This window comes from Humitalea rosea, from assembly GCF_003253705.1.
Lineage (GTDB): Bacteria > Pseudomonadota > Alphaproteobacteria > Acetobacterales > Acetobacteraceae > Humitalea > Humitalea rosea.
Genome location: NZ_QKYU01000002.1, coordinates 45,768 through 69,472, shown reverse-complemented (window position 1 = coordinate 69,472; position 23,705 = coordinate 45,768). Strand labels below are relative to the sequence as shown.

General features: G+C 69.3%; 22 protein-coding genes. 17 read left to right on the top strand and 5 right to left on the bottom strand.

What is annotated here, in order from left to right; genetic code table 11:
- Positions 1–90: 90 nt before the first annotated feature.
- Positions 91–423 carry a ferredoxin FdxA gene (gene fdxA / locus C8P66_RS02350; protein ID WP_111396684.1) on the top strand — a complete coding sequence of 111 codons (333 nt, stop codon included), beginning with the start codon at positions 91–93 and terminating at the stop codon, positions 421–423.
- A 421-nt stretch (positions 424–844) separates the two neighbouring features.
- Positions 845–1,465 carry a CarD family transcriptional regulator gene (locus C8P66_RS02345; protein WP_245903169.1) on the top strand — a complete coding sequence of 207 codons (621 nt, stop codon included), beginning with the start codon at positions 845–847 and terminating at the stop codon, positions 1,463–1,465.
- Between the two features lie 92 nt (positions 1,466–1,557).
- On the opposite strand, the gene C8P66_RS02340 is transcribed toward C8P66_RS02345, so the two are convergent.
- From C8P66_RS02340 to C8P66_RS02320, 5 genes are all read right to left on the bottom strand, one after another.
- Positions 1,558–2,343 carry a Bax inhibitor-1/YccA family protein gene (locus C8P66_RS02340; protein WP_111396533.1) on the bottom strand — a complete coding sequence of 262 codons (786 nt, stop codon included), beginning with the start codon at positions 2,341–2,343 and terminating at the stop codon, positions 1,558–1,560.
- A 153-nt stretch (positions 2,344–2,496) separates the two neighbouring features.
- Positions 2,497–4,227 carry an ABC transporter ATP-binding protein gene (locus C8P66_RS02335; protein ID WP_111396532.1) on the bottom strand — a complete coding sequence of 577 codons (1,731 nt, stop codon included), beginning with the start codon at positions 4,225–4,227 and terminating at the stop codon, positions 2,497–2,499.
- A 147-nt stretch (positions 4,228–4,374) separates the two neighbouring features.
- Positions 4,375–4,857: a nucleoside deaminase gene (locus C8P66_RS02330; RefSeq protein WP_158537068.1), complete on the bottom strand. Its 483-nt coding sequence runs from the start codon at positions 4,855–4,857 to the stop codon at positions 4,375–4,377.
- 8 nt (positions 4,858–4,865) lie between these two features.
- Positions 4,866–7,418, bottom strand: coding sequence for an ABC transporter permease (locus C8P66_RS02325; protein ID WP_111396530.1), 2,553 nt, complete (start codon positions 7,416–7,418; stop codon positions 4,866–4,868).
- Positions 7,415–8,122 carry an ABC transporter ATP-binding protein gene (locus tag C8P66_RS02320; protein ID WP_111396529.1) on the bottom strand — a complete coding sequence of 236 codons (708 nt, stop codon included), beginning with the start codon at positions 8,120–8,122 and terminating at the stop codon, positions 7,415–7,417. The genes C8P66_RS02325 and C8P66_RS02320 overlap by 4 nt, the downstream gene beginning before the upstream one ends.
- Positions 8,123–8,138: 16 nt before the next feature.
- Here C8P66_RS02320 and C8P66_RS02315 point away from each other — a divergent pair, with 16 nt between their 5' ends.
- From C8P66_RS02315 to pgi, 15 genes are all read left to right on the top strand, one after another.
- Positions 8,139–8,813, top strand: coding sequence for an arylesterase (locus C8P66_RS02315; protein WP_245903168.1), 675 nt, complete (start codon positions 8,139–8,141; stop codon positions 8,811–8,813).
- An 80-nt stretch (positions 8,814–8,893) separates the two neighbouring features.
- The gene (gene thpR / locus C8P66_RS02310) at positions 8,894–9,430 is read left to right on the top strand and encodes an RNA 2',3'-cyclic phosphodiesterase (protein ID WP_111396527.1); all 537 of its coding nucleotides are present in this window, start codon (positions 8,894–8,896) and stop codon (positions 9,428–9,430) included.
- Between the two features lie 66 nt (positions 9,431–9,496).
- On the top strand, positions 9,497–10,669 hold the full coding sequence (locus C8P66_RS02305) for a thiolase domain-containing protein (RefSeq protein ID WP_111396526.1): 1,173 nt from the start codon (positions 9,497–9,499) through the stop codon (positions 10,667–10,669).
- Complete coding sequence (locus C8P66_RS02300; protein ID WP_111396525.1) at positions 10,669–11,079, top strand: Zn-ribbon domain-containing OB-fold protein; 411 nt, start codon at positions 10,669–10,671, stop codon at positions 11,077–11,079. The genes C8P66_RS02305 and C8P66_RS02300 overlap by 1 nt, the downstream gene beginning before the upstream one ends.
- Positions 11,080–11,207: 128 nt before the next feature.
- Positions 11,208–11,822, top strand: a complete 615-nt coding sequence (atpH, locus tag C8P66_RS02295) for an ATP synthase F1 subunit delta (RefSeq protein WP_245903167.1) — start codon at positions 11,208–11,210, stop codon at positions 11,820–11,822.
- A gap of 3 nt (positions 11,823–11,825) precedes the next feature.
- Complete coding sequence (gene atpA, locus C8P66_RS02290) at positions 11,826–13,358, top strand: F0F1 ATP synthase subunit alpha (RefSeq protein ID WP_111396523.1); 1,533 nt, start codon at positions 11,826–11,828, stop codon at positions 13,356–13,358.
- Between the two features lie 24 nt (positions 13,359–13,382).
- Complete coding sequence (locus tag C8P66_RS02285) at positions 13,383–14,270, top strand: F0F1 ATP synthase subunit gamma (protein WP_111396522.1); 888 nt, start codon at positions 13,383–13,385, stop codon at positions 14,268–14,270.
- Positions 14,271–14,333: 63 nt separating this feature from the next.
- Complete coding sequence (gene atpD / locus C8P66_RS02280; RefSeq protein ID WP_111396521.1) at positions 14,334–15,767, top strand: F0F1 ATP synthase subunit beta; 1,434 nt, start codon at positions 14,334–14,336, stop codon at positions 15,765–15,767.
- A gap of 3 nt (positions 15,768–15,770) precedes the next feature.
- Positions 15,771–16,184 (top strand): ATP synthase F1 subunit epsilon, encoded by a 414-nt coding sequence (gene atpC, locus C8P66_RS02275; protein WP_111396520.1) that lies wholly within the window; start codon positions 15,771–15,773, stop codon positions 16,182–16,184.
- A gap of 205 nt (positions 16,185–16,389) precedes the next feature.
- The gene (locus tag C8P66_RS02270; RefSeq protein ID WP_111396519.1) at positions 16,390–17,241 is read left to right on the top strand and encodes a ferritin-like domain-containing protein; all 852 of its coding nucleotides are present in this window, start codon (positions 16,390–16,392) and stop codon (positions 17,239–17,241) included.
- Entirely contained in the window at positions 17,238–18,380 is a 1,143-nt protein-coding gene (locus C8P66_RS02265; protein ID WP_111396518.1) for an endo-1,4-beta-xylanase, read from the top strand. Before C8P66_RS02270 ends, C8P66_RS02265 begins: the two co-directional genes overlap by 4 nt.
- 34 nt (positions 18,381–18,414) lie before the next feature.
- Positions 18,415–19,278, top strand: a complete 864-nt coding sequence (locus C8P66_RS23470) for a peptidoglycan-binding domain-containing protein (RefSeq protein WP_342767997.1) — start codon at positions 18,415–18,417, stop codon at positions 19,276–19,278.
- Between the two features lie 45 nt (positions 19,279–19,323).
- Complete coding sequence (locus C8P66_RS02255) at positions 19,324–20,724, top strand: M16 family metallopeptidase (RefSeq protein WP_111396517.1); 1,401 nt, start codon at positions 19,324–19,326, stop codon at positions 20,722–20,724.
- Positions 20,721–21,971, top strand: a complete 1,251-nt coding sequence (locus C8P66_RS02250; RefSeq protein WP_245903166.1) for a M16 family metallopeptidase — start codon at positions 20,721–20,723, stop codon at positions 21,969–21,971. The genes C8P66_RS02255 and C8P66_RS02250 overlap by 4 nt, the downstream gene beginning before the upstream one ends.
- Positions 21,972–22,056: 85 nt before the next feature.
- On the top strand, positions 22,057–23,694 hold the full coding sequence (gene pgi, locus C8P66_RS02245) for a glucose-6-phosphate isomerase (RefSeq protein WP_111396515.1): 1,638 nt from the start codon (positions 22,057–22,059) through the stop codon (positions 23,692–23,694).
- Positions 23,695–23,705: the final 11 nt, after the last annotated feature.

Below are 23,705 nucleotides of genomic sequence, written 5' to 3'. Positions count from 1 at the left end.
CAGGGGGCGCAGCCCTCCCTTGCGTGGGGCGCCCTGGACTTGTCGAACCCGGCGCGGCATTTTCCCGTGCCCGCGCTGGAGTACCTGTTCGTGACCTACGTCGTCACCGAGAATTGCATCAAGTGCAAGTTCATGGACTGCGTGGAAGTGTGTCCGGTGGACTGCTTCTACGTGGGCGAGAACATGCTCGTCATCCATCCGGACGAATGCATCGACTGCGGCGTGTGCGAACCCGAATGCCCGGCCGAGGCCATTCTGCCCGACAGCGACGACAAGGCGGCATCCTGGGTCGAGCAGAACCGCACCTATGCGACGCAATGGCCCAACATCACGCGCAAGGGCGAACCGCCCGCCGATGCGGATGAGTGGAAGGACAAGCCGAACAAGCTCGCGCTGTTCAGCCCGGAACCCGGCGAGCCGTGATCGCCCCCGCGCGGCTTCGCGCGGGATGGGACAGTGTGAGACATTAGAAACGGCCCGCGCCAGGCACGCCTGACAAGGGCCTGTTTTTGTGATAGGGTGCCCCCCTTGGCTCGATCCTGGGCGCCGTTCGGCGGCGCGTGGGACCGGCGTGGAGCTTGGCTCGTTCCAGGGCGGACACCCTCGCATGACAGATAAGGATAAGGGGGGCGCGAGCCCCACCGCCGCAGCGGCGACGAAATCGACCGCGAAGAAGACCCCGAAGGCCACACGGCCCGAGAGCGGAGCCGCCGTGTCGAACGGCACGCCCGCCGGCCAGATGCCACCCACCGCGCCTGCCTCGGCAGCGCCTCCCGCTCCTCCGGCCACCCCGCCCGCCAGCTCCGCTGGGCCGGGTATGGCCGAAACCCAGGCAGCCATTCCCATGACCGACACACCCCCGCCCCCTCCGACCTATACCTCCGCACCCGTGCTGGCACCGACCGGCGTCGCGCGCCCGCCCGTCAGCGGCATGCCGAAGCCCCCGCCGAAGCCGCTCGGCAATGACGGCCGCGACTTCAAGGCGGGCGATCATGTGGTCTACCCGACCCATGGCGTCGGCCAGGTCCAGGGGATCGAGGAGATCATCGTCATGGGTTCGGTGATCGGCATGATCGTCGTGACCTTCGACGAAAACCGCATGACCTTGAAGGTGCCGATCAGCAAGGCCTCGACCGCCGGGCTGCGGATGCTGGCCGATGGGCCGAAGATCGGCGAGGCGCTGGACACGCTGAAGGGCCGCGCCCGCATCAAGCGCACCATGTGGTCCCGCCGGGCGCAGGAATACGAGCAGAAGATCAACTCGGGCGACCCGATCTCGATCGCCGAGGTGGTGCGCGACCTGCACCGCAATTCCGGCCAGCCCGACCAGTCCTTCAGCGAGCGCCAGATCTACGAACAGGCGCTGGACCGTCTGGCGGCCGAGGTCGCGGCGATCGACAAGACCGACAAGCCGACCGCGGTGGAGAAGCTGCTGGCGACCCTGAAGCTCGGCCTCGCCTCCTGATCCTGCCCGCCTGATTCCGTCTTGGCGGCAGACATGAAAAAGGCCCCGCGGAGCGATCCGCGGGGCCTTCTTCTTTGGTGGGGTTGGCGGGATCAGTCCCGGCGGACGCCCATGAACTGCAGCATCAACTGGAACAGGTTGATGAAGTTCAGGTAGAGGCCCAGCGCGTCCATGACGCTGCGCTTGCCGGCTTCATCCGAGCCCTCGGCATAGGCATGCTCGACATAGTCGGCCTTGATCCGCTGCGTGTCGTAGGCGGTGAGGCCGACGAAGACGAGCACGCCGATGACGCTGATGGCGAAGGCCAGCGCGCTGCTGCCCAGGAACATGTTGACGACCGAGGCGATGATGATGCCGATCAGCCCCATCATCATGAAGCTGCCCATCTTCGTCAGGTCGGCCTTGGTCGTGTAGCCGTAGAGGCTGGTCGCGGCGAACATGCCGGAGGTCACGAAGAAGGTGCTGCCGATCGAGGCGCCGGTGTAGATGACGAAGATATTCGCCATGCTGGCGCCCATCGCGGCGCAGAACGCCCAGAACAGCGCCTGCACGGCCGGCCGGCTCAGCTTGTTGATGCCGAAGGACAGCACCAGCACGAAGGCGAGCGGCGAGAACATCGCGATGTAGCCGAGGATCGTCGGCGCCGTGGCATAGCCGCGCGGCGTGCGGACGACGGTGTAGAACAGCTCGGACACGCCCGGGACGCTCGACACGAAATAGGCGACCATGGCGGTCAACAGGAGGCCGGAGGCCATCCAGTTGTAGACGCGCAGCATATAGGCGCGCAGCCCGGCATCGAGCGTCGCGGCATCAAGCCCCGTCGCGGCACGGCCCCAGCCGGCCATCGGTGAGGGCGGTCGGTTGTTGGACCAAGACATGGTGCTGAAATCTCCTGTAGGCGGAAACACTCCGCCGGTTTGGCATTATATGGACGGTCTGTAATCCGGATCAATGCCCCGGACCGGCCGGTTGCTCAGCTTTACATGGGGATGATAGAGCAGGAAGCGGCTTTTCGGAACATGAACTTCCGCTCAGACGGCTGCCTCTTCCGGGGCAAACTGGGCCGCGTGCAGGCGCCCATAGGCCCCACCCGCCGCCAGCAACTCGTGATGCGAGCCCTGCTCCGCAATGCCCTCGGTCGTCACCACGATAATCCGGTCGGCATTGCGGACCGTCGCCAGCCGATGCGCGATGACCAGCGTGGTGCGCCCGGCGGCAAGCTCGGACAGGGAGTGCTGGATGGCGCGCTCCGTTTCCGAATCCAGGGCCGAGGTCGCCTCGTCCAGGATCAGGATGGGCGGGTTGCGCAGGAAGATGCGGGCGATCGCGAGGCGCTGCTTCTGGCCGCCGGAGAGCTTCACCCCACGCTCCCCGATCAGCGTGTCCAACCCTTGCGGCAGCGCCTCGATCACCGCATCCAGCCGGGCGCGACGGGCGGCCTCCAGGATATCGGCCTCCGAGGCGCCGAGGCGGCCATAGGCGATATTGGCGCGGAAGGTCCCGGCGAAGAGGAAGACATCCTGCTGCACGATGCCGATCTGCCCGCGCAGGGAGGCCTGCGTCATGTCGCGGATGTCGATGCCGTCGATGGTGATGCGCCCGGCCTGCACATCGTAGAAGCGCGGCAGCAGCGAGCAGAGCGTGGTCTTGCCCGCCCCCGAGGGGCCGACCAGGGCGATGGTCTGCCCCGCCGCGACCGCCAGATCCAACCCCTTCAGCACCGGCCGGCCGGGGGTATAGCCGAAGCTCACCCCCTCGAACCGCAGATCGCCGCGCAGCTTGCCGACGGCGATGGCGCCGGGGCGGTCCAGGATATCGGGCTCGGTCGCCAGCAGCGCCAGAAAACTGCGGAAGCCGGCGATGCCCTTGGGATAGGTCTCGATGACCTGGCTGATCTTGTCGAGGGGCCGGTAGAACACGCCGACCAGCAGCAGGAAGGCGACGAAATCGCCGATCGAGAGCGATCCGCGCACGATCAGGATCGCGCCGGCCAGCATCACCGCCACCTGCACCAGCCGCATGCCGAGGTAGTTCAGCGCCTGGCTCGTCGCCATGATGCGATAGGCGCCGAGCTTGGTGTCCCGGTACTTCTCATTGTCGGCGGCGAAGAGGTGCCGCTCATGCGCCTCATTGCCGAAGGCCTTGACCACGCGGATGCCGCCGACCGCTTCCTCGATGCGGGCGTTGAAGGCGCCGACGCGGGCGAATTGCACCTGCCAGTTCTGCGTCATCCGCCCGCCGTAGCGCGCCACCACCAGCGCCATCCCCGGCACGATCAGCGCGGTCATGAGCGCCAGGATGGGGCTGACCAGCAGCATCAGCACGAAGGCGCCGAGGAAGGTCAGCAGCGCAATGAGGAGGTCCTCGGGGCCGTGGTGCGCGACCTCGCCGATATCCTCCAGATCCTTGGTGACGCGGCCGACCAGATGCCCGGTCTTCTGGTTGTCGTAGAAGCGGAAGGAGAGCTTCAGCAGATGGTCGAAGGCCCGCGCGCGCAGGGTCGTCTCGATCGCGATGCCGAGCACATGGCCCCAGTAGGTCACCACCAGCATCAGCCCGGCATTGGCGAGATACAGCGCCAGCAGCCCGAACACGGCCAGCCCGATCAACTGCATGTCCTGCTGTGGTAGCAGATGGTCGATGAAGGCGCGCACCGCCATCGGGAAACCTAGCTCCAGCATCCCCGACAGCGCCGCGCAGCCGAAATCGAGCAGCAGCAGCCGCATATGGGGCCGGTAGTAGGCGGCGAATTGCCTCAGCATGGCGATGGGCCTGGGTCCGGGGTGGCAAGACGGCCGCAGCGCGGGCGGCCCTTTCGGGCCCTGCCGCACTGCACCAACGCCGGGGTGCCTAGCGCATCGCCGGCGTCCTCGCCACAGCGGGGGATCGGCTCAGGGGGGGGGATCGGCTCAGGGGGTCCAATAGCCCTGGTGCGGCACCGCGCCCTCCACCTCCAGGCAGGGGCCGAGCACGGCGACGGGCTCGGCGGCGCTGGCCAGGACCTCGGCGCAGGAGAGCGACAGCCCCGCGGTATGCGGCTGCGCGTTCCGCAGATGCAGGATGGCGGCGGCCGAAAGCCCGAACACCACCCGCCCGATGCCGGTGTAGAAGATCGCCGCACTGCACATCGCGCAGGGCTCGCCGGAGGAATAGATCGTGCCCCCGCGCAGGGTCTCGCGCGGGACGGCGGCGGCGATCACGGCCTGGCAGGCGTTCATCTCCGAATGCGCCAGGGTGCCGTCGCCGGAGGCGCCCTGGGTGGACCCCGCCTCGGCCAGCACCCGCCCTTCCGCATCGGCGATGACGGCGGCGAAGGGCCGGTCCCCCCGCGCCCGCGCCGTGGCGGCCAAGGCGAAGGCGCGGCGGAGGAGAGTCTCGTCGGTCCCGGTCATCGGCATCCTCATTCGTTCCGCAGCAGCGGCGCCGGCCGCGCCCGCAGCGCCAGCGAGGTCCCGACATAGCCGAAGCCGAGCGTCAGCAGCAGGCAGAGCCCGACCACGCTCGCCAGGGTGCCCGGCAGGAACACCCAGTCGGCGTGCATGACGAAGCGCACCACGCCCCAGGCGGCGATGGTCCCGGCCACCGCCGCCAGCAGCCCCGAGGCCAGCCCCAGCACCCCGAACTCGACCAGATAGGCCGCGCGGATCTGCGAGCGCAGGGCGCCCACCGTCTTCAGCACCACCGCATCCCGCACCCGCCGCGCCTGCCCGGCCGCGACCGCGCCGGCCAGCACCAGCATCCCCGCGAGCAGGGTCACCGCCGCCGTGGAGGAGAGCGCGGTGCCGAGCCGCCCCAGCAGCGAGGCGACCGCCTCCAGCGCATCCCGCACCCGGATGCCGGAGATGTTAGGAAAGGCATCGGTCAGCGCCCGCAGCACCGCCGTATCCTGCCCCGGCGCGTTGCGGACGGTCGCGATGTTGGTGTGCGGCGCCGAGGACAGCAGCCCGGGCGAGGCGACCAAGGTGAAGTTGATGCCGAGCGACCGCCAGGCCACGTCGCGCAGGCTTGCGACCTTCAGCTCGATATCCCGCCCCAGCACATTCACCGTGATGGTGCCGCCGAGCTGCAGCCCCCAGCCCGCCGCGAGCCCGGCATCGAAGGAGACCAGCGGCGGCCCGGCATACTCCTCCGGCCACCATGCGCCGGCGACCAGCCGGGTGCCCTCCGGCATCTTCGCGGTATAGGTCAGGCCGCGATCCCCGCGCAGCGCCCAGGCGGTTTCGGGGGAGACCACCATCTGCTCCACCGGCACCCCATCCACCGCGACGATGCGGGCGCGCAGGCTGGGGACGCGCTCGACCTCGGTCACCCCGGGCAAGGCGCGGGCGGTGGCGTCGAAGGCCTCTGCCTGATCGGCCTGGATATCGATGAAGTAGAAGGAGGGCGCGGCCTCGGGCAGCGATTCGGCGATCTGGCGGCGCAGATTGCCCTCGATCATCGCCACCGCCGCCAAGGTGGTCAGGCCGATGCCGAGGGCCACCAGCATGATCGGCGTCGGCGCCCCCGGCCGGTGCAGATTGGCCAGCCCGAGCCGCACCGACGGCATCCGCAGCCGTGGCATGGCGCGGGCGGCGGCCATCAGGAGGCTCGCGCCCAGCCGGAACATCCCGAGCGTCGCCAGCGCGCCCAGGCAGAACCAGGCGGCGAACATCGGCCGGTCGGCCGTCGCCACCACCAGCCCCACCAGCGCCAGCGCCGCCGCGGCATTCGCCGCGACCAGCGAGAGCCGCGGCCGCACCGTGGGCGCGGCCAGCCCGGTGCGGAACAGCGCCGCGCCCGGAATGTCCCGCGCCCGGCCCAGCGGCCAGAGCGAGAAGGCCAGCGCCGTCAGCAGCCCATAGATCGCCGCCAGCGCCAGCGGCCAAGGATACAGCCCGAGGCGCGGCGGCACAGGCAGCGCGCCGGCCAGCGCCGAGGCCGCCGCCCAGGTCAACGCATAGCCCGCGACCAGCCCGATCCCGATCCCGATCGCCGCCAGCACCATCACCTGTGCGAAATAGGTCGCGAAGATCAGATTCGCCGGCGCGCCCAGGCAGCGCAGCGTCGCGATGGTCCGGGCCCGCGCCTCCAGCCAGGCCCGCACCCCGGTCGCGACCCCGATGCCGCCGACCAGCAGCGCCGTCAGCCCGGCCAGCACCAGGAAGGAGGCCGCCTGATCGACAAACCGCGTGACCGAGGGCGCGGCCTGGTCGGCCACCCGGATCCGCCAGCCGCCATCGGCGAAGGGCTGCGTCCGCAGCGCCGCCGCGAAGCCGCGCGCATCGGCCCCGGCGGGCAAGGCCACGCGGTATTCATAGGCCACCATGCTGCCCGGCTGGATCAGCGCGGTGCGTTCGACATCGGCCAGCGGGATCATCGCGCGCGGGCCGAAGATGGCCGGGGTCGCGACCTTGTCCGGCTCGGTCACGATCACCGCGCGCAGGGGGAAGCGCGCCTCGCCGATCCGCACCTCGTCGCCCGGCTTGAGGCCCAGGCGCTCGACGATGCTGCGATCCATCATCAGCCCGCCCGGCATCAGCCCGCCCGGCATCAGCCCGCCTTGCGGAACTGGCGGGTCCAGCACCAGCGCGCCATAGAGCGGATAGGCGCCATCCACCGCCTTCAACTCGACGAGGCTGCGCTCGCCGGAGGGGCCGATGGCCATGGCGCGCATCTGCACCACCTCCGACAGCCTGCCCCCGCGCGCGGCGATCCAGGCGCGGCCTTCCGGCGGCAAAGGCTGGTAGGTGGAGCGGATTTCCAGGTCGCCCCCGAGCAGCCGGCTCGCATCCTCGGCCAGCCCCGCCTCGGTCGCCGCCCGCAGCGTGCCGACGGCGGCGATGGCCGCGACGCCGAGTGCCAGGCAGGCGATGACGATCCGAAGCCCGGCAAACCCCCCACGCAGCTCCCGCCGCGCCAGGCGCCAGGCGAGGCCGAGCGTGCCCCGCGCCCCCAGGGCCGCGCCCTCGATCACGCCGCCTCGGCCAACACCGCGCTGTCGGAGGCGATCCGCCCATCCTCGATGCGTATCTGCCGCGCGCAGCGGGCGGCAAGCGCCGCATCATGGGTGATGAGCAGCAGGGTGGTGCCGGAATCGCGCTGCAAGCCGAACAGCAGATCCATCACCGCCGTGCCATTGCCGCGGTCGAGGTTGCCGGTCGGCTCATCGGCCAGGATCAGCTGCGGCTCGCCGACGATGGCCCGCGCCAGGGCGACGCGCTGCTGCTCGCCACCCGAAAGCTGGCCCGGGTAATGGTCCAGCCGGTGGCCGAGGCCGACGGATTGCAGGGCGGCGGCGGCGCGGTCGAAGGCATCGCGGCGGCCGGCGAATTCCAGCGGCACGGCGACATTCTCCAGCGCCGTCATGGTCGGGATCAGATGGAAGGCCTGGAACACGATGCCGAGACGGTCGCGGCGGAAGCGGGCCAGCGCATCCTCGTCCAGCGCGCCAAGGTCCAGCCCGGCCACGCGCAACGCACCGCCGGTCGCGCGCTCCAGCCCCGCCAGCAGCATCAGCAAAGTGGTCTTGCCCGAACCGGAGGGGCCGACGATGCCGACCGACTCTCCCGGACGGATCGTGAGGCTGACACCACGAAGAATATTGACCGGCCCGCCCGCCGTCCCCACCGTGAAGCTCAGGTCGCGCGCATCGATCAGCGGCGGCGTGGAGTCGGTCATGTCTTTCCGTTCGCTTGTGTCTCCTCTCCGATATGGGCGCCGCGCCGCGCTGGTGAAGGCTTTGGCGGGTTTCGCAGTGTTTCCCGGGCTTGCCGCCGCCGCCGTTGCGCCGAACGGCGGGGCGCGTGAGATCGCCATCGCCATGCTGGGCGACTCGATCACGGCCGGCTACGGGCTGGCGCGCGCCGACGGCCCGACCGCGCAGCTCGAATCGCTGCTGCGCGCGGCGGGGAACCCGGTGCGGGTGGTCGATGCCGGCGTCTCGGGCGATACCAGCGCCGGCGGCCGCTCCCGGCTGGACTGGATGCTGGCCGACAAGCCGGATGCGGTGATCCTCGCGCTCGGCGGGAATGACGGGCTGCGCGGGCTGCCGCCCGGGCAGACCTACGTCAACCTCGCCGATATCCTGGACCGTCTGGCGGCGCGCGGCCTGCCCGTGATGATGGCGGGGATGCTGGCCCCGCCCAACCTCGGCGCCGATTACGGGCGGGAGTTCGCGGCAATCTTCACGCGGCTGGCCGCTGAACATCCGGCGGTGATCTTCTATCCCTTCCTGCTGGAGGGCATCGCCGGCGACCCCGCGCTCAACCAGGCCGACCGGATCCACCCCAATCCCCGCGGCGCGGCATTGCTGGCCCGCAACATGCTTGCCCCGGTCGAGCGTCTGCTCGCCCTGATCCCCGACGCCTGACAGGAGGACCCCAGGGCCCGAGGCCTGCCCCGCCGACCAGTCACCCCGCCGCCGCCCTTTTCGCCTGAGGACGACCGCCGATGTTTCGTCTGTTCGTGGCCCTCTCCCTCCCCGCCGTGCTCCGCAGCCAATTGGCCGCCCTGCACGCCGGCATCCCCGGTGCCCGATGGGTGCCGCCGGAGAATTACCATCTGACCCTGCGCTTCATTGGCGAGATCGAGGGGTGGCAAGCGGAGGAGGTGGACCTGGCCCTGGCCGGCATCCGCAGCCGCGGCTTCGACCTGACCCTGCGGGGCATCGGCCTTTACGAGAAGGCTGGGCGCATCCAGGCGATGTGGGTCGGGGTGGAGCGGTCCGACGCGCTCTCGCACCTGCAATCCAAGATCGAAACCGCCTTGCAGCGCAGCGGCATGCCGCCGGAGCGCAAGCGCTTCGCCCCCCACGTCACCATCGCCCGCACCGATCGCGCGGCGCCGGAAAAGCTCGCGGCCTTCGTGCAGGCCCATAATCTTTTCCGCGCCCCGCCGGTCCCGATCGAGGCCTTCACGCTGTTTTCCTCGCGCCTGGGCAAGGAAGCCTCGGTCTATGAGGCCGAGGTCGAGTACGAGCTGGCCTGAGCGCGCGGGTTGCCTATCCCGTCAGGGGCGCCATGCTGCGGCCCTGACTGGGAAACGGAACAGAGCATGAGCTTGCGCGGAACAGCCTGCATCGTCGGTGCCTTCGAGCATCCGACGCGAAAGGCCGATGATCGCAGTGTCGCCCAATTGCATGCCGATGTGGCCTGGGGCGCGCTCCAGGATGCCGGCCTGGCGAAGGATGACATCGACGGCTATTTCTGCGCCGGCGACGCGCCGGGGATGGGGCCGGTCAACATGGCCGACTACCTCGGGCTGGAGAAGCTGCGCCATGCCGACAGCACCGATTTCGGCGGCTCCTCCTACCTCGCCCATGTCGCCCATGCGGCGGCGGCGATCGCGGCCGGGCGCTGCAATGTCGCGCTGATCACCCTGGCCGGGCGCCCGCGGGCCGAGGCGATGGCGACCGGGACCGCGCCGCGCTCCTGGGGCGTGAACGTGCCGGACGACCCCTTCGAGATCCCGATGGGCCGCACCGTGGCCGGGGCCTACGGCCTCTGCGCCATGCGGCACATGCATGAGTTCGGCACCACCTCCGAGCAGCTTGCCTGGATCAAGGTCGCGGCCAGCCACCACGCCTTCCACAACCCGAACGCCATGCTGAAGAAGAAGGTGACGGTCGAGGATGTGGTGAATTCGCCGCTGGTCGCCGATCCGCTGCACCGGCTGGATTGCTGCGTCATCAGCGATGGCGGCGGCGCGCTGATCGTGACCCGGCCGGAGATCGCCAAAACCCTCAAGCGCCCCCTCATCTCGGTGCGCGGCACCGGCGAGATGATCAAGCACCAGGCGGGTGGGACCATCGACCTGACCTATTCCGGGGCGCGTGCCTCGGGGGCCGCGGCCTTCGCGGAAGCGGGCGTGACGCCGGCCGATATCCGCTACGCCAGCATCTACGACAGCTTCACCATCACCGTTCTCATCCAGCTCGAAGACCTCGGCTTCTGCGAGAAGGGCCGCGGTGGCGCTTTCGTCGCCGACGGCAATCTGATCTCGGGGGTGGGGCGGCTTGCCTTCAACACCGATGGCGGCGGGCTTTGCAACAACCACCCGGCCAATCGCGGCGGCATGACCAAGATCATCGAGGCGGTCCGCCAGCTTCGCGGCGAGGCCCATCCGGCGGTGCAGGTGCCCGACCTGACCCTCGCCCTCGCCCATGGCACCGGCGGGCTGCTTGGCACCCGCCATGGCAGCGCCACCCTCATCCTGGAGCGCCTGTGATGTCTGAAAACGCCCCTGGGATCATCAAGGACCGTGACCTCCCCGCCCCGGCCATCGACCCGACCAACAAGCCCTTCTGGGACGCGGCGCGGGAGGGCAGGCTCATGGTCGGCTTCTGCCATGACACCGACCGGCACTTTTTCTACCCGCGCGGCAGCTCGCCCTTCACGCTTTCGCCCAATGTCTCGCTGGTCGAGGCCAAGGGCACCGGGACGATCTACAGCTTCAGCATCATGCGGGTCGCGACCCCCTATGCCATCGCCTATGTCGAGTTGGACGAGGGTCCGCGTATCCTGACAAATATCGTCGATTGCCCGCTCGACAGCATCCGCATCGGCCAAAAGGTGAAGGTTGTGTTCAAGCCGACCACCGCCGAGGGCGCCCCGGTGCCGATGTTTGCGCCAGTCTGAGCGGTTGCCCCGGTTGCCGTTTTGCAACGCGGCGTGCTAAGCGCCGCGCGCGGTCGGGAGGTCAGCCTCCCGGCTTGCCCCTGGCCGCGTCTCGCGGTTGGCGGGAGACCTACTGAAACGGAATCGCCGTGGCCTCCGACGCGCCTCAGATCGCCGCCAACGACACCCCGATGATCGGGGCACCCCAGACGGGGGGTGCCGCCGATCGCTATGCCATCGCCATGCTGGGCCTGACGGACGACCTGCGCGCCACCGACCCGGGTGCGACGGACCGCATCGCCGCCGATATGGAGCGCCTGGCCGCGCTCTACCGCGACGATGCCGGCTTCCGCGCCTTCGTGCAGGACCCCCGCAACGGGCTGGATGTGCAGCGCAACGCCGCTTTCGCCGTGCTGGAGCGGATCGAGATTTCCAAGGAAGTCCACAATCTGGTCGGCGTGCTGATCGCCAACCGCCGCCTGGCGCTGCTGCCGAACGTCGCGGAAGCCTTTGGCGCGGCGCTCGCCGCCCGCCGTGGCCAGCAGCTTGCCCAGGTGACCACCGCCGCGGCGCTGTCCGATGTGCAGAAGGCGTCGCTGGTGGCGCGCCTGACCGAAGCCGGTTTTTCCGGTGTCCGCCTGGTTGAGAAGGTGGATGCCACGATCCTCGGCGGGCTGATCGTTCGGATCGGCTCCCGCCTCTACGACAACAGCATCAAGAGCAAGCTGCAGCGTTTGCAGTACGCGATGAAAGGGGCCGCCTAGACCATGGATATCCGTCCTGCCGAAATCTCGGACATCCTGAAGTCCCAGATCGCGAATTTCGACACCGAGGCGAATGTCGCCGAGGTTGGCACCGTGCTGTCCGTTGGTGACGGCATTGCCCGCGTCTATGGCCTGCAGAATGTCATGGCCGGCGAGCTGGTCGAATTCCCGGGCGCCGGGGTCAAGGGCATGGCCCTGAACCTGGAAAGCGACAATGTCGGCGTCGTCATCTTCGGCGACGACAAGGGCGTGAAGGAAGGCGACACCGTCAGCCGCACCGGCTCGATCGTGGACGTTCCCGTCGGCATGGGCCTGCTCGGCCGCGTGGTCGATGGCCTCGGCAACCCGATCGACGGCAAGGGCCCGATCAGCTTCACCGAGCGCAAGCGGGTGGACGTGAAGGCCCCGGGCATCATCCCGCGCAAGTCGGTGCATGAGCCGATGCAGACCGGCATCAAGGCGATCGACAGCCTGATCCCGATCGGTCGTGGCCAGCGCGAGCTGATCATCGGCGATCGCCAGACCGGCAAGACCGCGGTGATCCTGGACACCATCATCAACCAGAAGGAAGCCCATTCCGGCACGGATGAGGGCCAGAAGCTCTACTGCATCTATGTCGCGATCGGCCAGAAGCGCTCGACCGTCGCCCAGCTGGTCAAGACGCTGGAAGAAAACGGCGCGATGGAATACTCCATCGTCGTTGCCGCCACCGCCTCCGACCCGGCGCCGTTGCAGTTCCTGGCGCCCTTCACCGGCTGCACCATGGGCGAGTTCTTCCGCGACAGCGGCAAGCACGCGGTCATCTTCTATGATGACTTGTCCAAGCAGGCGGTCGCCTATCGCCAGATGTCGCTGCTGCTGCGCCGCCCGCCGGGCCGCGAAGCCTATCCGGGCGACGTGTTCTACCTGCACAGCCGTCTGCTGGAGCGGGCCGCCAAGATGAACGAGGACTTCGGCTCGGGCTCGCTGACGGCGCTGCCGGTGATCGAGACCCAGGCCGGCGACGTCTCGGCCTATATCCCGACCAATGTGATCTCGATCACCGACGGCCAGATCTTCCTGGAGACCGAGCTGTTCTACAAGGGCATCCGCCCGGCGGTGAACGTCGGCATCTCGGTCTCCCGCGTCGGCTCCGCCGCCCAGATCAAGGCGATGAAGCAGGTCGCCGGGCGCATCAAGCTGGAGCTCGCGCAGTATCGCGAAATGGCCGGCTTCGCGCAGTTCGCCTCAGACCTCGACGCCTCGACCCAGGCGCTGCTGGCCCGTGGTTCGCGCCTGACGGAGCTTCTGAAGCAGCCGCAGTTCAAGCCGGTCCCGGTCGAGGAGCAGGTCGTCGCCCTCTTCGCCGGCACCCGCGGCTACCTCGACAAGCTGCCGCTCGGCAAGATCGGCGCCTATGAGAGCCAGTTGCTCGCCGCCCTGAAGTCCCGTGCGCCGGAGATCTTGGCCGGCATCCGCGACACCAAGGAAATCAAGAAGGACAATGAGGCCAAGCTGGTCGCCTTCCTCGAAGATTTCACCAAGTCGTTCGTCTGAGGGCGGGATTAGGGACACCAGCACATGGCGAACCTGAAGAGCCTGCGCCTGCGGATCAACAGCGTGAAATCCACGCGCAAGATCACCCAGGCGATGAAGATGGTCGCGGCCGCCAAGCTCCGCCGCGCCCAGGCGCAGGCGGAATCGGCCAGGCCCTATGCCGAACGCATGGCGGCGATCCTCGGCCGCCTCGGGGCCGCCGTCGCCGGCAGCCCGGATGCGCCGCGGATGCTGGTCGGCACCGGGTCCGACCAGGTGCATCTGCTGGTGGTGGTGACCGCGGATCGCGGCCTCGCCGGCCCGTTCAACACCAACGTCGGCCGTTTTGCCCGCGCCCGGATCAAGGCGCTGGAAGACCAGGGCAAGACGGTCAAGGTGCTGGCGATCGGCCGCAAGGGTGCCGCCTTCCTGCGTCGCGAATACGCCTCGCGCATCATCGGCGAAGTCAGCTACGCCGGGGTGAAGCGCATCGGCTTCGAGCAGGCCGCCGAGATTTCGGCGCGCGTGATCGCGATGCTGGAGGCCGGCGAGTTCGACGTCTGCTCGATGATCTACAACCAGTTCCGCAATGTGGTCAGCCAGATTCCGACCGAACAGGCGCTGATCCCCGCAGCACTTCCGGAAGCGACCACCGAGGTCGAGGTCGGCACCATCCCGCCGCTCTATGAATACGAGCCGGCCGAGGAAGACATCCTGGCGGCGCTGCTGCCGAAGAACCTCGCGATCCAGTTCTACCGCTCGTTGCTCGAATCCGCCGCCGGCGAACATGGCGCGCGCATGTCCGCGATGGACAGCGCGACGCGCAATGCCGGCGAGATGATCAACAAGCTCACGCTGAACTACAACCGCACGCGGCAGGCCAACATCACCAGGGAGCTGATCGAGATCATCTCCGGTGCCGAAGCCCTCTAACGCACACAATGAAGCAAGCATCCGTGCCCGACCGGGCGATGCTCCAGCCAGGGACCTGACCTCATGAAGAACAATGTCGGCAAGATCACCCAGGTCCTCGGCGCCGTCGTGGACGTTCAGTTCAGCGGCGAGCTGCCGGCGATCCTGAACGCCCTGACCACCGGCATGGTCGGTGGCGGCACCATGGTCCTGGAAGTCGCCCAGCACCTCGGCGAACACACCGTCCGCTGCATCTCCATGGACACCACCGAGGGCCTGGTCCGTGGCAATGAGGTCGTGGACACCGGCAAGGGCATTTCGGTGCCCGTCGGCGTCGGCACCCTCGGGCGCATCATGAACGTCATCGGCCAGCCGATCGACGAGCGCGGCCCGGTGCCCCACGACACCACCTACACCATCCACCGCGACGCCCCCCTCTTCGAGGACCAGGCGACCAGCGCGGAGATCCTGGTCACCGGGATCAAGGTCGTCGATCTGCTCGCCCCCTACATGAAGGGCGGCAAGGTCGGCCTGTTCGGCGGCGCCGGCGTCGGCAAGACCGTGCTGATCCAGGAACTGATCAACAACATCGCCAAGGGCCATGGCGGCGTGTCCGTCTTCGCCGGCGTCGGTGAGCGGACCCGCGAGGGCAACGACCTGTATCACGAGATGATCGACGCGGGCGTCATCAAGCTCGGCGAGAACGGGTCCACCGAAGGCTCCAAGGTCGCGCTGGTCTATGGCCAGATGAACGAGCCGCCGGGCGCGCGGTCGCGCGTCGCCCTCTCCGGCCTGTCCATGGCGGAATACTTCCGCGACGAGCAGGGCCAGGACGTGCTGTTCTTCGTGGACAACATCTTCCGCTTCACCCAGGCGGGCGCCGAGGTTTCGGCGCTGCTGGGCCGCATTCCCTCCGCGGTGGGCTATCAGCCGACCCTGTCCACCGACATGGGCGCGCTGCAGGAACGCATCACCAGCACCAAGAAGGGCTCGATCACCTCGGTGCAGGCGATCTACGTGCCCGCGGACGATCTGACCGATCCGGCGCCGGCCACCTCCTTCGCCCACTTGGACGCGACCACGGTGCTGTCGCGCCAGATCGCGGAACTGGGCATCTATCCGGCGGTCGATCCGCTGGACAGCACCTCGCGCGCGCTCGATGCCCGCATCCTCGGCGCCGAGCACTACGACACCGCGCGCGAGGTCCAGCGCATCCTACAGACCTACAAGTCCTTGCAGGACATCATCGCGATCCTGGGCATGGACGAGCTGTCGGAAGAGGACAAGCTGGTCGTGGCCCGCGCCCGGAAGATCCAGCGCTTCCTGTCGCAGCCCTTCCATGTCGCGGAAATCTTCACCGGCTTCCCGGGCGTCTTCGTGAAGATCGAGGACACCGTGCGATCCTTCGCCGCCATCTGCGCCGGCGAATACGATCACTTGCCGGAAGCCGCCTTCTACATGGTCGGCACGATCGAGGACGCGGTGAAGAAGGCCGAAGGCCTCAAGCAGGCGGCCTGATCCATGGCGAGCTTCGATCTCGAACTGGTCTCGCCGGAAAAACTGCTGCTGTCGCGGCCGGTGGAGATGGTCGTCATCCCCGCCGCCGAGGGCGAGATGGGCATCCTGCCCGGCCATGCGCCGATGATCGTCCAGCTTCGCGGCGGCGTCATCAGCGTGACCGAGCAGGGCAAGATCACCGAACGGCTGTTCGTCGCCGGCGGCTTCTGCGAGGTGACGCCGGATCGCGTCACCGTGCTGGCCGATGACGCGACTCCGGTCACCAGCCTGTCCAAGACCGAGGCCGCCGCGCGAGTCGCCACGGCCGAGGCCGCCTATGAGGCCGCCGCGGCCTCCGGCACCCCTGAGGTTCGCGAACTGGCCATGGACAGCCTGTTGTCCGCCCGCGCCATGGCCCAGGTGGCCGAGGCTGCCTGACGAATTTGTGGCTGCGAACAGCTTGCAGCCACACAGCGCTTGAAACCTGCGCCGTCGCGCAGAACATTCGTGGCCGGGCCGCGTTATGGCCCCGGGCGCGTCGCCGTTGGCATCTTGCCGCGGCACGGGTCCGGATCCTGCCCAGGCACACCGCATCCCCGTTGGATGCGCGCCCGTCGCGGGGTTCTGTGACAGGAGGCGCGGTGTGAAGCATTGGACGTTGGATCAAATCGCCTGGGACAGTTTCGATCCCTCCGCCGTTGATCTCTCCCTGGTGCCGCTGGTGAAAGCGGCGGCCATGGTGGAAAAGAACGGCGCCGACTATGCGCTTTACCTGTGCGGCGTGTTCCATGACGACCCTGCCTTCCAGGCCGCCGCGAACCATTGGGCCACCGAAGAAGAACAGCACGGGGATGCCCTGGGCGCCTGGGCCAGCCTCGCCGACCCGGGCTGGGATTTCGCCGCGGCCTTCGCCCGCTACCGCGCGGGCTATCATGTGGACACCAAGGCGGATGCCTCGATTCGCGGATCGCGCACCGGCGAGTTGATCGCCCGCTGCATGGTGGAGACCGGAACCTCCTCCTACTACACCGCCCTCGGCGAACAGACGCGGGAGCCGGTGCTGCGCGAGGTCTGCCGGCTGATCGCCGCCGATGAGTACCGGCATTTCAAGCTCTTTTACGATCATATGAAGCGGTATCTGGCGCGGGAGAACCTCTCCTTCATCCAGCGCCTGCGCGTCGCTGCCGGGCGAATCGGCGAAAGCGAGGATGACGAGCTGGCCTTTGCCTATCATTGCGGCAATGAGGGCCTGCATGTTTCATATGATCATGATCGATGCATCGCTGCCTATATGGCAACGGCGATGGCGGCCTATCGTCCGCGCCACATCCAGCGAGGCATGGGCATGATCTTCAAGTCGGTGGGGCTCGATCCGCGGGGCCGGTTGTCGGATGTGGCGGGCCGGGCGGCCTGGCGCCTGCTGGTGTGGCGGCGCGACCGCTTCCGCCAGACCATGAACCGCGACCTGGAGACGCCGATGGCCGAGGCCGCATGACCGGCACGGCCTACCGGCGCCGGGCGGCCCTCGCCGCGGTGCTTTCCACCACGACCATGGCGCAAGCCGCCGCGCCGGCCTCCACCGCGCCCCCAAGCCCTGGGGCCTTGCCCGGCCTTGGCTCGCTGGGGCGGCTCGCGGGCTTCACCTATGGCTGCGCGGTGCGCAGCGACCGCCTGGCCGAGGACCCGCCCTATGCCGGGGACGTCGCCCGTGAATGCGCGGTCATGGTGCCGGAATGGGAAGCGAAGTTCGAGACCTTGCAGCCGGAGGAGGGCAAGTTCGACTTCGGCCTCCTCGACGAGGTGCTGACCTTCGCCCAAGCCAAGGGCATCGCCGTCCGCGGCCACGCGCTGGTCTGGCACGCGGCCCTGCCCCCCTGGGCGCGGGAGGCGATCGCCAGCGGTGCCGATCGGGCCCGTGGCGTGATGGATGCGCATTTCGAGACGGTGCTCAACCGCACCCGGCCGCGTATCCGCGACTGGGATGTGGTGAATGAGGTGGTGGCCGATCCCCCGGGCAGCGACACCCCCGATGGCGGCCCCGGGCCGCTGCGCGCCACGCCGATGCTGACCGCTCTGGGGCCCGGCTACATTGATCTCGCCTTCCGCAAGGCGCGGGAGATCGACCCGACCCTGCGGCTGACGCTGAACGAATACGGCATCGAGGAGGACACGCCCTCGGCGGATGAGAAGCGGCAGCGTCTGCTCGGGCTGCTCCGGGGCCTGCGCGACCGTGACGTGCCGATCGATGCCGTCGGCATCCAGGGCCATCTGCAGATGCGGAACGCCTTCAGCGCGGAGAAATTCACCGCCTTCGTCCGCGCCATCCGCGCCCTCGGCCTGTCGGTGCTGATCACCGAGCTGGATGTGCGCGAGGATTGGCGCGTGCCCGAGGGCTATCCCGCCCGCGACGATGTGGTGGCGGCACGGGTACGGGATTTCCTGGCATCGGCGGTGGATGGCGGGGTGCGGACGGTCCTGACCTGGGGCCTGGTCGATCGATATTCCTGGCTGGTCACCGACCCGGACGTCGCCCGCAAGGACGGGCTGCATCACCGCGGCCTGCCGCTCGACTGGGAGGGCAGCCGCAAGGCAATGTGGCGGGCGATGGCGCAGGTCATCGGCGGCCAGAGCTGAGACACCGGGGCCGGGTGCCGCGCACGCATGCTTGATGGCCGGCCACAGAGCCGTGTGTTCTCGCGACCATTCCCGAACCGATCGCGTCCCCTTATTGGCAAGGGAGGCTATAATGCTGCTGATTCGTCGCGGCGATCGCGGTCCGCGCGTTGTCATGATCCAAGGGATTCTGCGCGCCCAGGGCGCCCATATCGACATCGATGGCGCCTATGGCCCGAACACCGCCGCGGCGGTTTCGGCCTTCCAGCAGCGGGCCGGCGGGCTGCTGGCGGATGGCACCATCGGCCTGGACACCTGGCGCGCGATCGAGCGCGTCACCGGCTACCGCATCATCAATGTCGTGGATGCCGAGGACAGCGCCCAGCGCCAGCGCGTCTGTTCCGGGCTGACCCGCGCCGGGGGCAATCCGATCATCATGTATGGCATGAGCAATGCCGTGGCGGCGGCGATGGATGAGGTCGTCGCCCGCGCCGGCGCCGGGGGGATGACGGCGATGGTCCGCTTCTACTCGCATGGCGGGCCGGGGATGCAGAACGTCGCCTCGGGCCATGACGGCGGCAACATGGGGCATCTCTCGGGCGTGTCGGTGCAGCATTTCCCGGCGATGCGGGCGCAGTTCGAGCGGTTGAACGACATCCTCGCCCCCTTCGGCTGCGTCGATATGATGGGCTGCTCGGTCGGCGATGGGGCGCAGGGCGATGCGCTGCTGAACGGGATATCGGACGCCGCCAATCGCCCGGCCGAGGCCGGCATCCAGGTCCAGTATTCGCAGGACGAGGGCCATAAGGTCTTCAACTTCGAGGGGCCGGTGAAGGCCTCCTATCCCGGCCGGCGCAGCCGCCAGGCCTGGGGGCGGCATGTGCAGGGCTGGATCGGCCCGCTCCGGCGCACGGGTTGACCAAACCCCATTGGCGTTTGCACGCTGCATCCCAATACTCAGCGGATGCCTGATCTGACACGCCGCGCCACCCTCGCCGTCGCGGCCCTCGCGCCTGCGGTCCTGCCGAGCCTCGCCGCCGCCCAACTGGTGCCGCCGCCGGTGCCGCCGCCCGTGCCCCCGGCACGGCCGCTGTTCGGCGCCGGGCTCTGGACCCTGCCGAATGGCTTGCGGATCGCGCATGTCGAACAGCGCCGGGCGCCGGTGGTGGCGCAGTACCTGTTTGTCGGCGCCGGCGCGGGCGATGATCCGCAGGGGCTGTCGGGCACCGCGCATTTCCTCGAACACATGATGTTCAAGGGCAGCCCGCATGTGCCGTCGGGCGAGTATTCCCTGCGGATCGCGCGGCAGGGCGGCAACGACAATGCCTTCACCTCCCGCGACGTCACCGCCTACTACGCCCAGGTCGAGGCCTCGCGCCTGCCGATGGTCGCGATGCTGGAATCCGACCGCCAGGCGGTCGCGCTGATCCCGGCCGATGAGGTCGCCGCCGAGCAGCTGGTCATCATCGAGGAACGCCGCCAGCGCACCGATGTCTCCCCCCGCGCCCGGTTTCAGGAGGCCTTCAACGCCGCCATGTGGGGCCGCCAGCATTGGCAGGGCCGCCCGGTGATCGGCTGGCCGGATGAGATGCGCGCGATCGACCGGCAGGCGCTGCTCGACTTCCACGCCACCCATTACGCGCCGTCCAACTGCGTGCTCGTGGTGGCCGGTGCGGTGACCGAGGCCGATTTCCGCCGCATCGCCGTCGAGAATTTCGGCGCCGTCCCCGCCCGCCCCGCCACGCCCCGCCTGCGCGCCGCCCCCCCGGCGGCGGCGGCCAGCGCGCGGCTGATCCAGCACGAGCGGGTGGAGGAGGCGATCTTCGCCATGTCCTGGGCCGCCCCCTCGCTCACCTGGGGCGAGACCCGCCACGCCTACCCGCTGGAGGTGCTGGCGCATCTGCTCGGCAGCGGCCCCGGCTCCCGCCTGCACAAGGCGCTGGTGCAGGAGGGGCTTTCGGCCTGGGTCGGGGCGTCCTCCGATGCGGATACCTTCGGCATTTCGGATTTCAGCATCCAGACCGCACCCCGCCGCGGCATCCCGCCCGAACGGGTCGAATCGGCGCTGCGGGCGGAAATCGCCAGGCTGCTCGACCGGGGCGTGACCGAGGCCGAAACCACCCGCAGCACGCGGCAACTGACCGCCGGCGCGCTGCTGGCGCTGGACGGGCTGGGGGCCGCGCCGCGCATGATCGGCCAGGCGCTGTCGATCGGCCTGTCGCTCGACAGCGTGGAATACTGGCCCGCGCATATTGGCGCGGTGACGGCGGCGCAGGTGACGGCGGCGGCCCGCGCGGTGCTCGGCCCGAACCCGATCCACACCACGGGATGGCTGTTGCCCGAGGGCACGGAGGTGCCGGCGTGACCGGCTTCTCGCTGCCGATCCAGGCCGTCTCCGGTGGCGATTTCACCGCCTGGCTGGTCGAGGACCATAGCGTCCCCGTCGTCTCGCTCTCCTGGTCCTGGCCGGGGGGGGCTGCGCTGGACCCGCCGGGGGTGGAGGGCGCGACCTCCCTCGCCATGGGGCTGCTGACCTCCGGCGCCGGCGACCTGCCCGAGACCGCGATGGCCGAGGCGCTGCGCGATGCGGCGATCTCGCTCAACTTCAACGGCGGACGGGATGAGTCCCAGGGCGGCTTCCGCTGCCTGACGAATGCCTTGCCCGAGGCCGTGCGCCTCGCGCGGCTGTGCATGACGGCGCCGCGGCTGGATGCGCAGCCGCTGGAACGTGGCCGGGCGCGGGCGCTGACCCAGGCCCGCGCCGCGCTGGAAACCCCGCGCGGCCGTGCCTCCCGCGCCTTCTGGCCGGCGGCCTTCCCCGGCCACCCCATCGCCCGCCCGACCGGCGGCACCGAGGAGAGCCTGCCCGGCCTGGATGCCGCGGCCCTGCGCGCCGCCCTGGCCCGGCAGCTGCGCCAGGGCGGGCTGCTGGTTACCGCGGCCGGCGCCATCACCCCGGGCCAGCTCGCCGCTTTGCTGCCCGAGCTGTTCGGCGCGCTGCCGGCCGGCGATCCGCCGGGCGTGCCGCCGCTGCCGATGATCGCCGATTTCGGCCTGAAGATCGTGCCGATCGAGGCGCCGCAATCCTTCGCCATCTTCACCCAACAGGGGCTTTTGGTCGCCGACCCGGATTGGGAGGCGGCGCAGGTGGTGCTGCGTATCCTCGGCGGGGGCGGCTTCTCCTCCCGGCTGATGGAGGAGATCCGCACCAAGCGCGGCCTGACCTATGGCATCTACACCGGCTTCGAAACGCTGTTGGGCCAGGGCGTCGTGCTCGGCACCGTCGCGACCGAGAATGCCCGCATGGCCGAGACCATCTCGGTGCTGCGCCAGGAATGGGTCCGCATGGCCGCCGGCGGCCCGACGGCGGAGGAGCTGGCCGATGCCGTCGCCTTCCTGACCGGCAACCAGCCGCTGCAATTCACCGACAGCCTGCGGATCGCATCGGGGCTGCTGGCGCTGCGGCGCAACGGGCGTTCGATGGACTGGCTGGACCGGCGGCCCGAACGCCTGGCGGCGCTGATCCCGGCCGATACCAGCCGGGTCGCGGCGCGGCTGCTGCACCCGCAGGCGCTGTCGGTTCTGGTGGCGGGACAGCCCGTGGGGCTGTAAGCCCGCGCTCCGCCAACCACACGTCTCGCCGCGGCGCCCAAAGCGGGGCAGGCTGCGGCGAAATGACTCGGGGAGAGTACGCCGCGTGACCCATCCTACCGTCGCCACGCTCGCTGCCTGGGTCGCGACGCCGCGCGCGGACGGCACCACACGCCACGGCATCCGCCGGTTGTTCGAGGATGATCCGGCCCGCTTCCGGCGGTACAGCCGCCGGGCCGGGCCGATCCTGATGGATTTCTCCAAGACGTCGCTGGATGACGAGGCGCTGGAGCTGCTGCACCAGATCGCGGTCGAGTCCAACGTCTTCGGCCGCCGCGACGCCATGATCCGGGGCGAGCCGGTGAACGCGACCGAGAATCGGGCCGTGCTGCATATGGCGCTGCGCGCCAAGGGCGGTTTCACGGTGGGGGAGGAGGATGCCTCGGCCGAGGTCGCCAAGACCCTGGCGGCGATGCAGGCCTTCACCGCCAATGTGCATAGCGGGCGCTTGGTCGGCGCCACCGGCAAGCGCTTCACCGATGTCCTCAACATCGGAATCGGCGGCAGCGACCTCGGCCCCTTCATGGCGGTGCGGGCGCTGTGGAGCGATGGCTGCCCGATGCGGCCGCATTTCCTCGCCAATGTCGATGCCCATGCCTGGGAGGCGCTGCGCCCGCGGCTCAATCCTGAAACCACGCTGGTGCTGATCGCTTCCAAGACCTTCACCACCGCCGAGACGCTGTTGAACGCCACCATGGTGCGCGGCTGGCTGCGCGAGGCGCTGGGGCAGGAGGATGTCTCGGCGCATTTCGTGGCACTTTCGACCAACATCCCCGCCACCTCCGCCTTCGGCGTGCCCGTGGGCCAGGTCTTCGGCTTCCGCGACTGGGTGGGCGGGCGGTTCTCGCTCTGGTCGGCGATCGGCCTGGTGATCGCCCTCTCCTGCGGCTGGGCGGCCTTGGCCGGGATGCTGGAGGGCGCCCGGGCGATGGACGAGCATTTCCTGACCGCGCCCGCAGAGGATAATCTGCCGCTGCTGCTGGCGCTGGTGGAGGTCTGGCACGTCAACGGGCTGGGCTACACCGCCCGCGCGGTGCTGCCCTACGACAACCGGCTCGGCCGCCTGCCGGCGCATCTGCAGCAGGTCGAGATGGAGAGCCTCGGCAAGCGCATCCATCTGGACGGGCATCCGGTCGGCCATGCCACCGGCCCGGTGGTCTTCGGCGAGCCGGGCACCAATGCCCAGCATTCCTTCATGCAGTTGCTGCACCAGGGCACCACCCCGGTGCCGGTGGATTTCATCCTGATCGCCCGCCCCGACCATGGCTGGGCCGACAACCACCGCATGCTGCTGGCCAATGGGCTGGCGCAGTCCGAGGCGCTGCTGGCCGGCCGCACCCTGGAGGATGTCCATACCGAGATGGCCGAGACCGGCGCCGATGCCGCCACGATCGAGCGCGTCGCGTTGCATCGGGTCTTCCCCGGCGACCGGCCGAGCGTGACCCTGCTGCTGCCGCATCTGGACCCGGTGACCCTGGGCGCGCTGGTCGCGCTGTATGAGCACAAGGTCTTTTGCCTCGGCGCGCTGTGGCAGGTGAATGCCTTCGACCAATACGGCGTCGAACTCGGCAAGCACCTCGCCGCCGCGCTGTTGCCAGAGGTCGCCTCCGGCGCCGAGCCTGGGCACCATGACGGCTCCACCGCAGGGTTGATCGCGGCGATACGCGGGGCGTGGAACGGCTAGCACCCCGACGT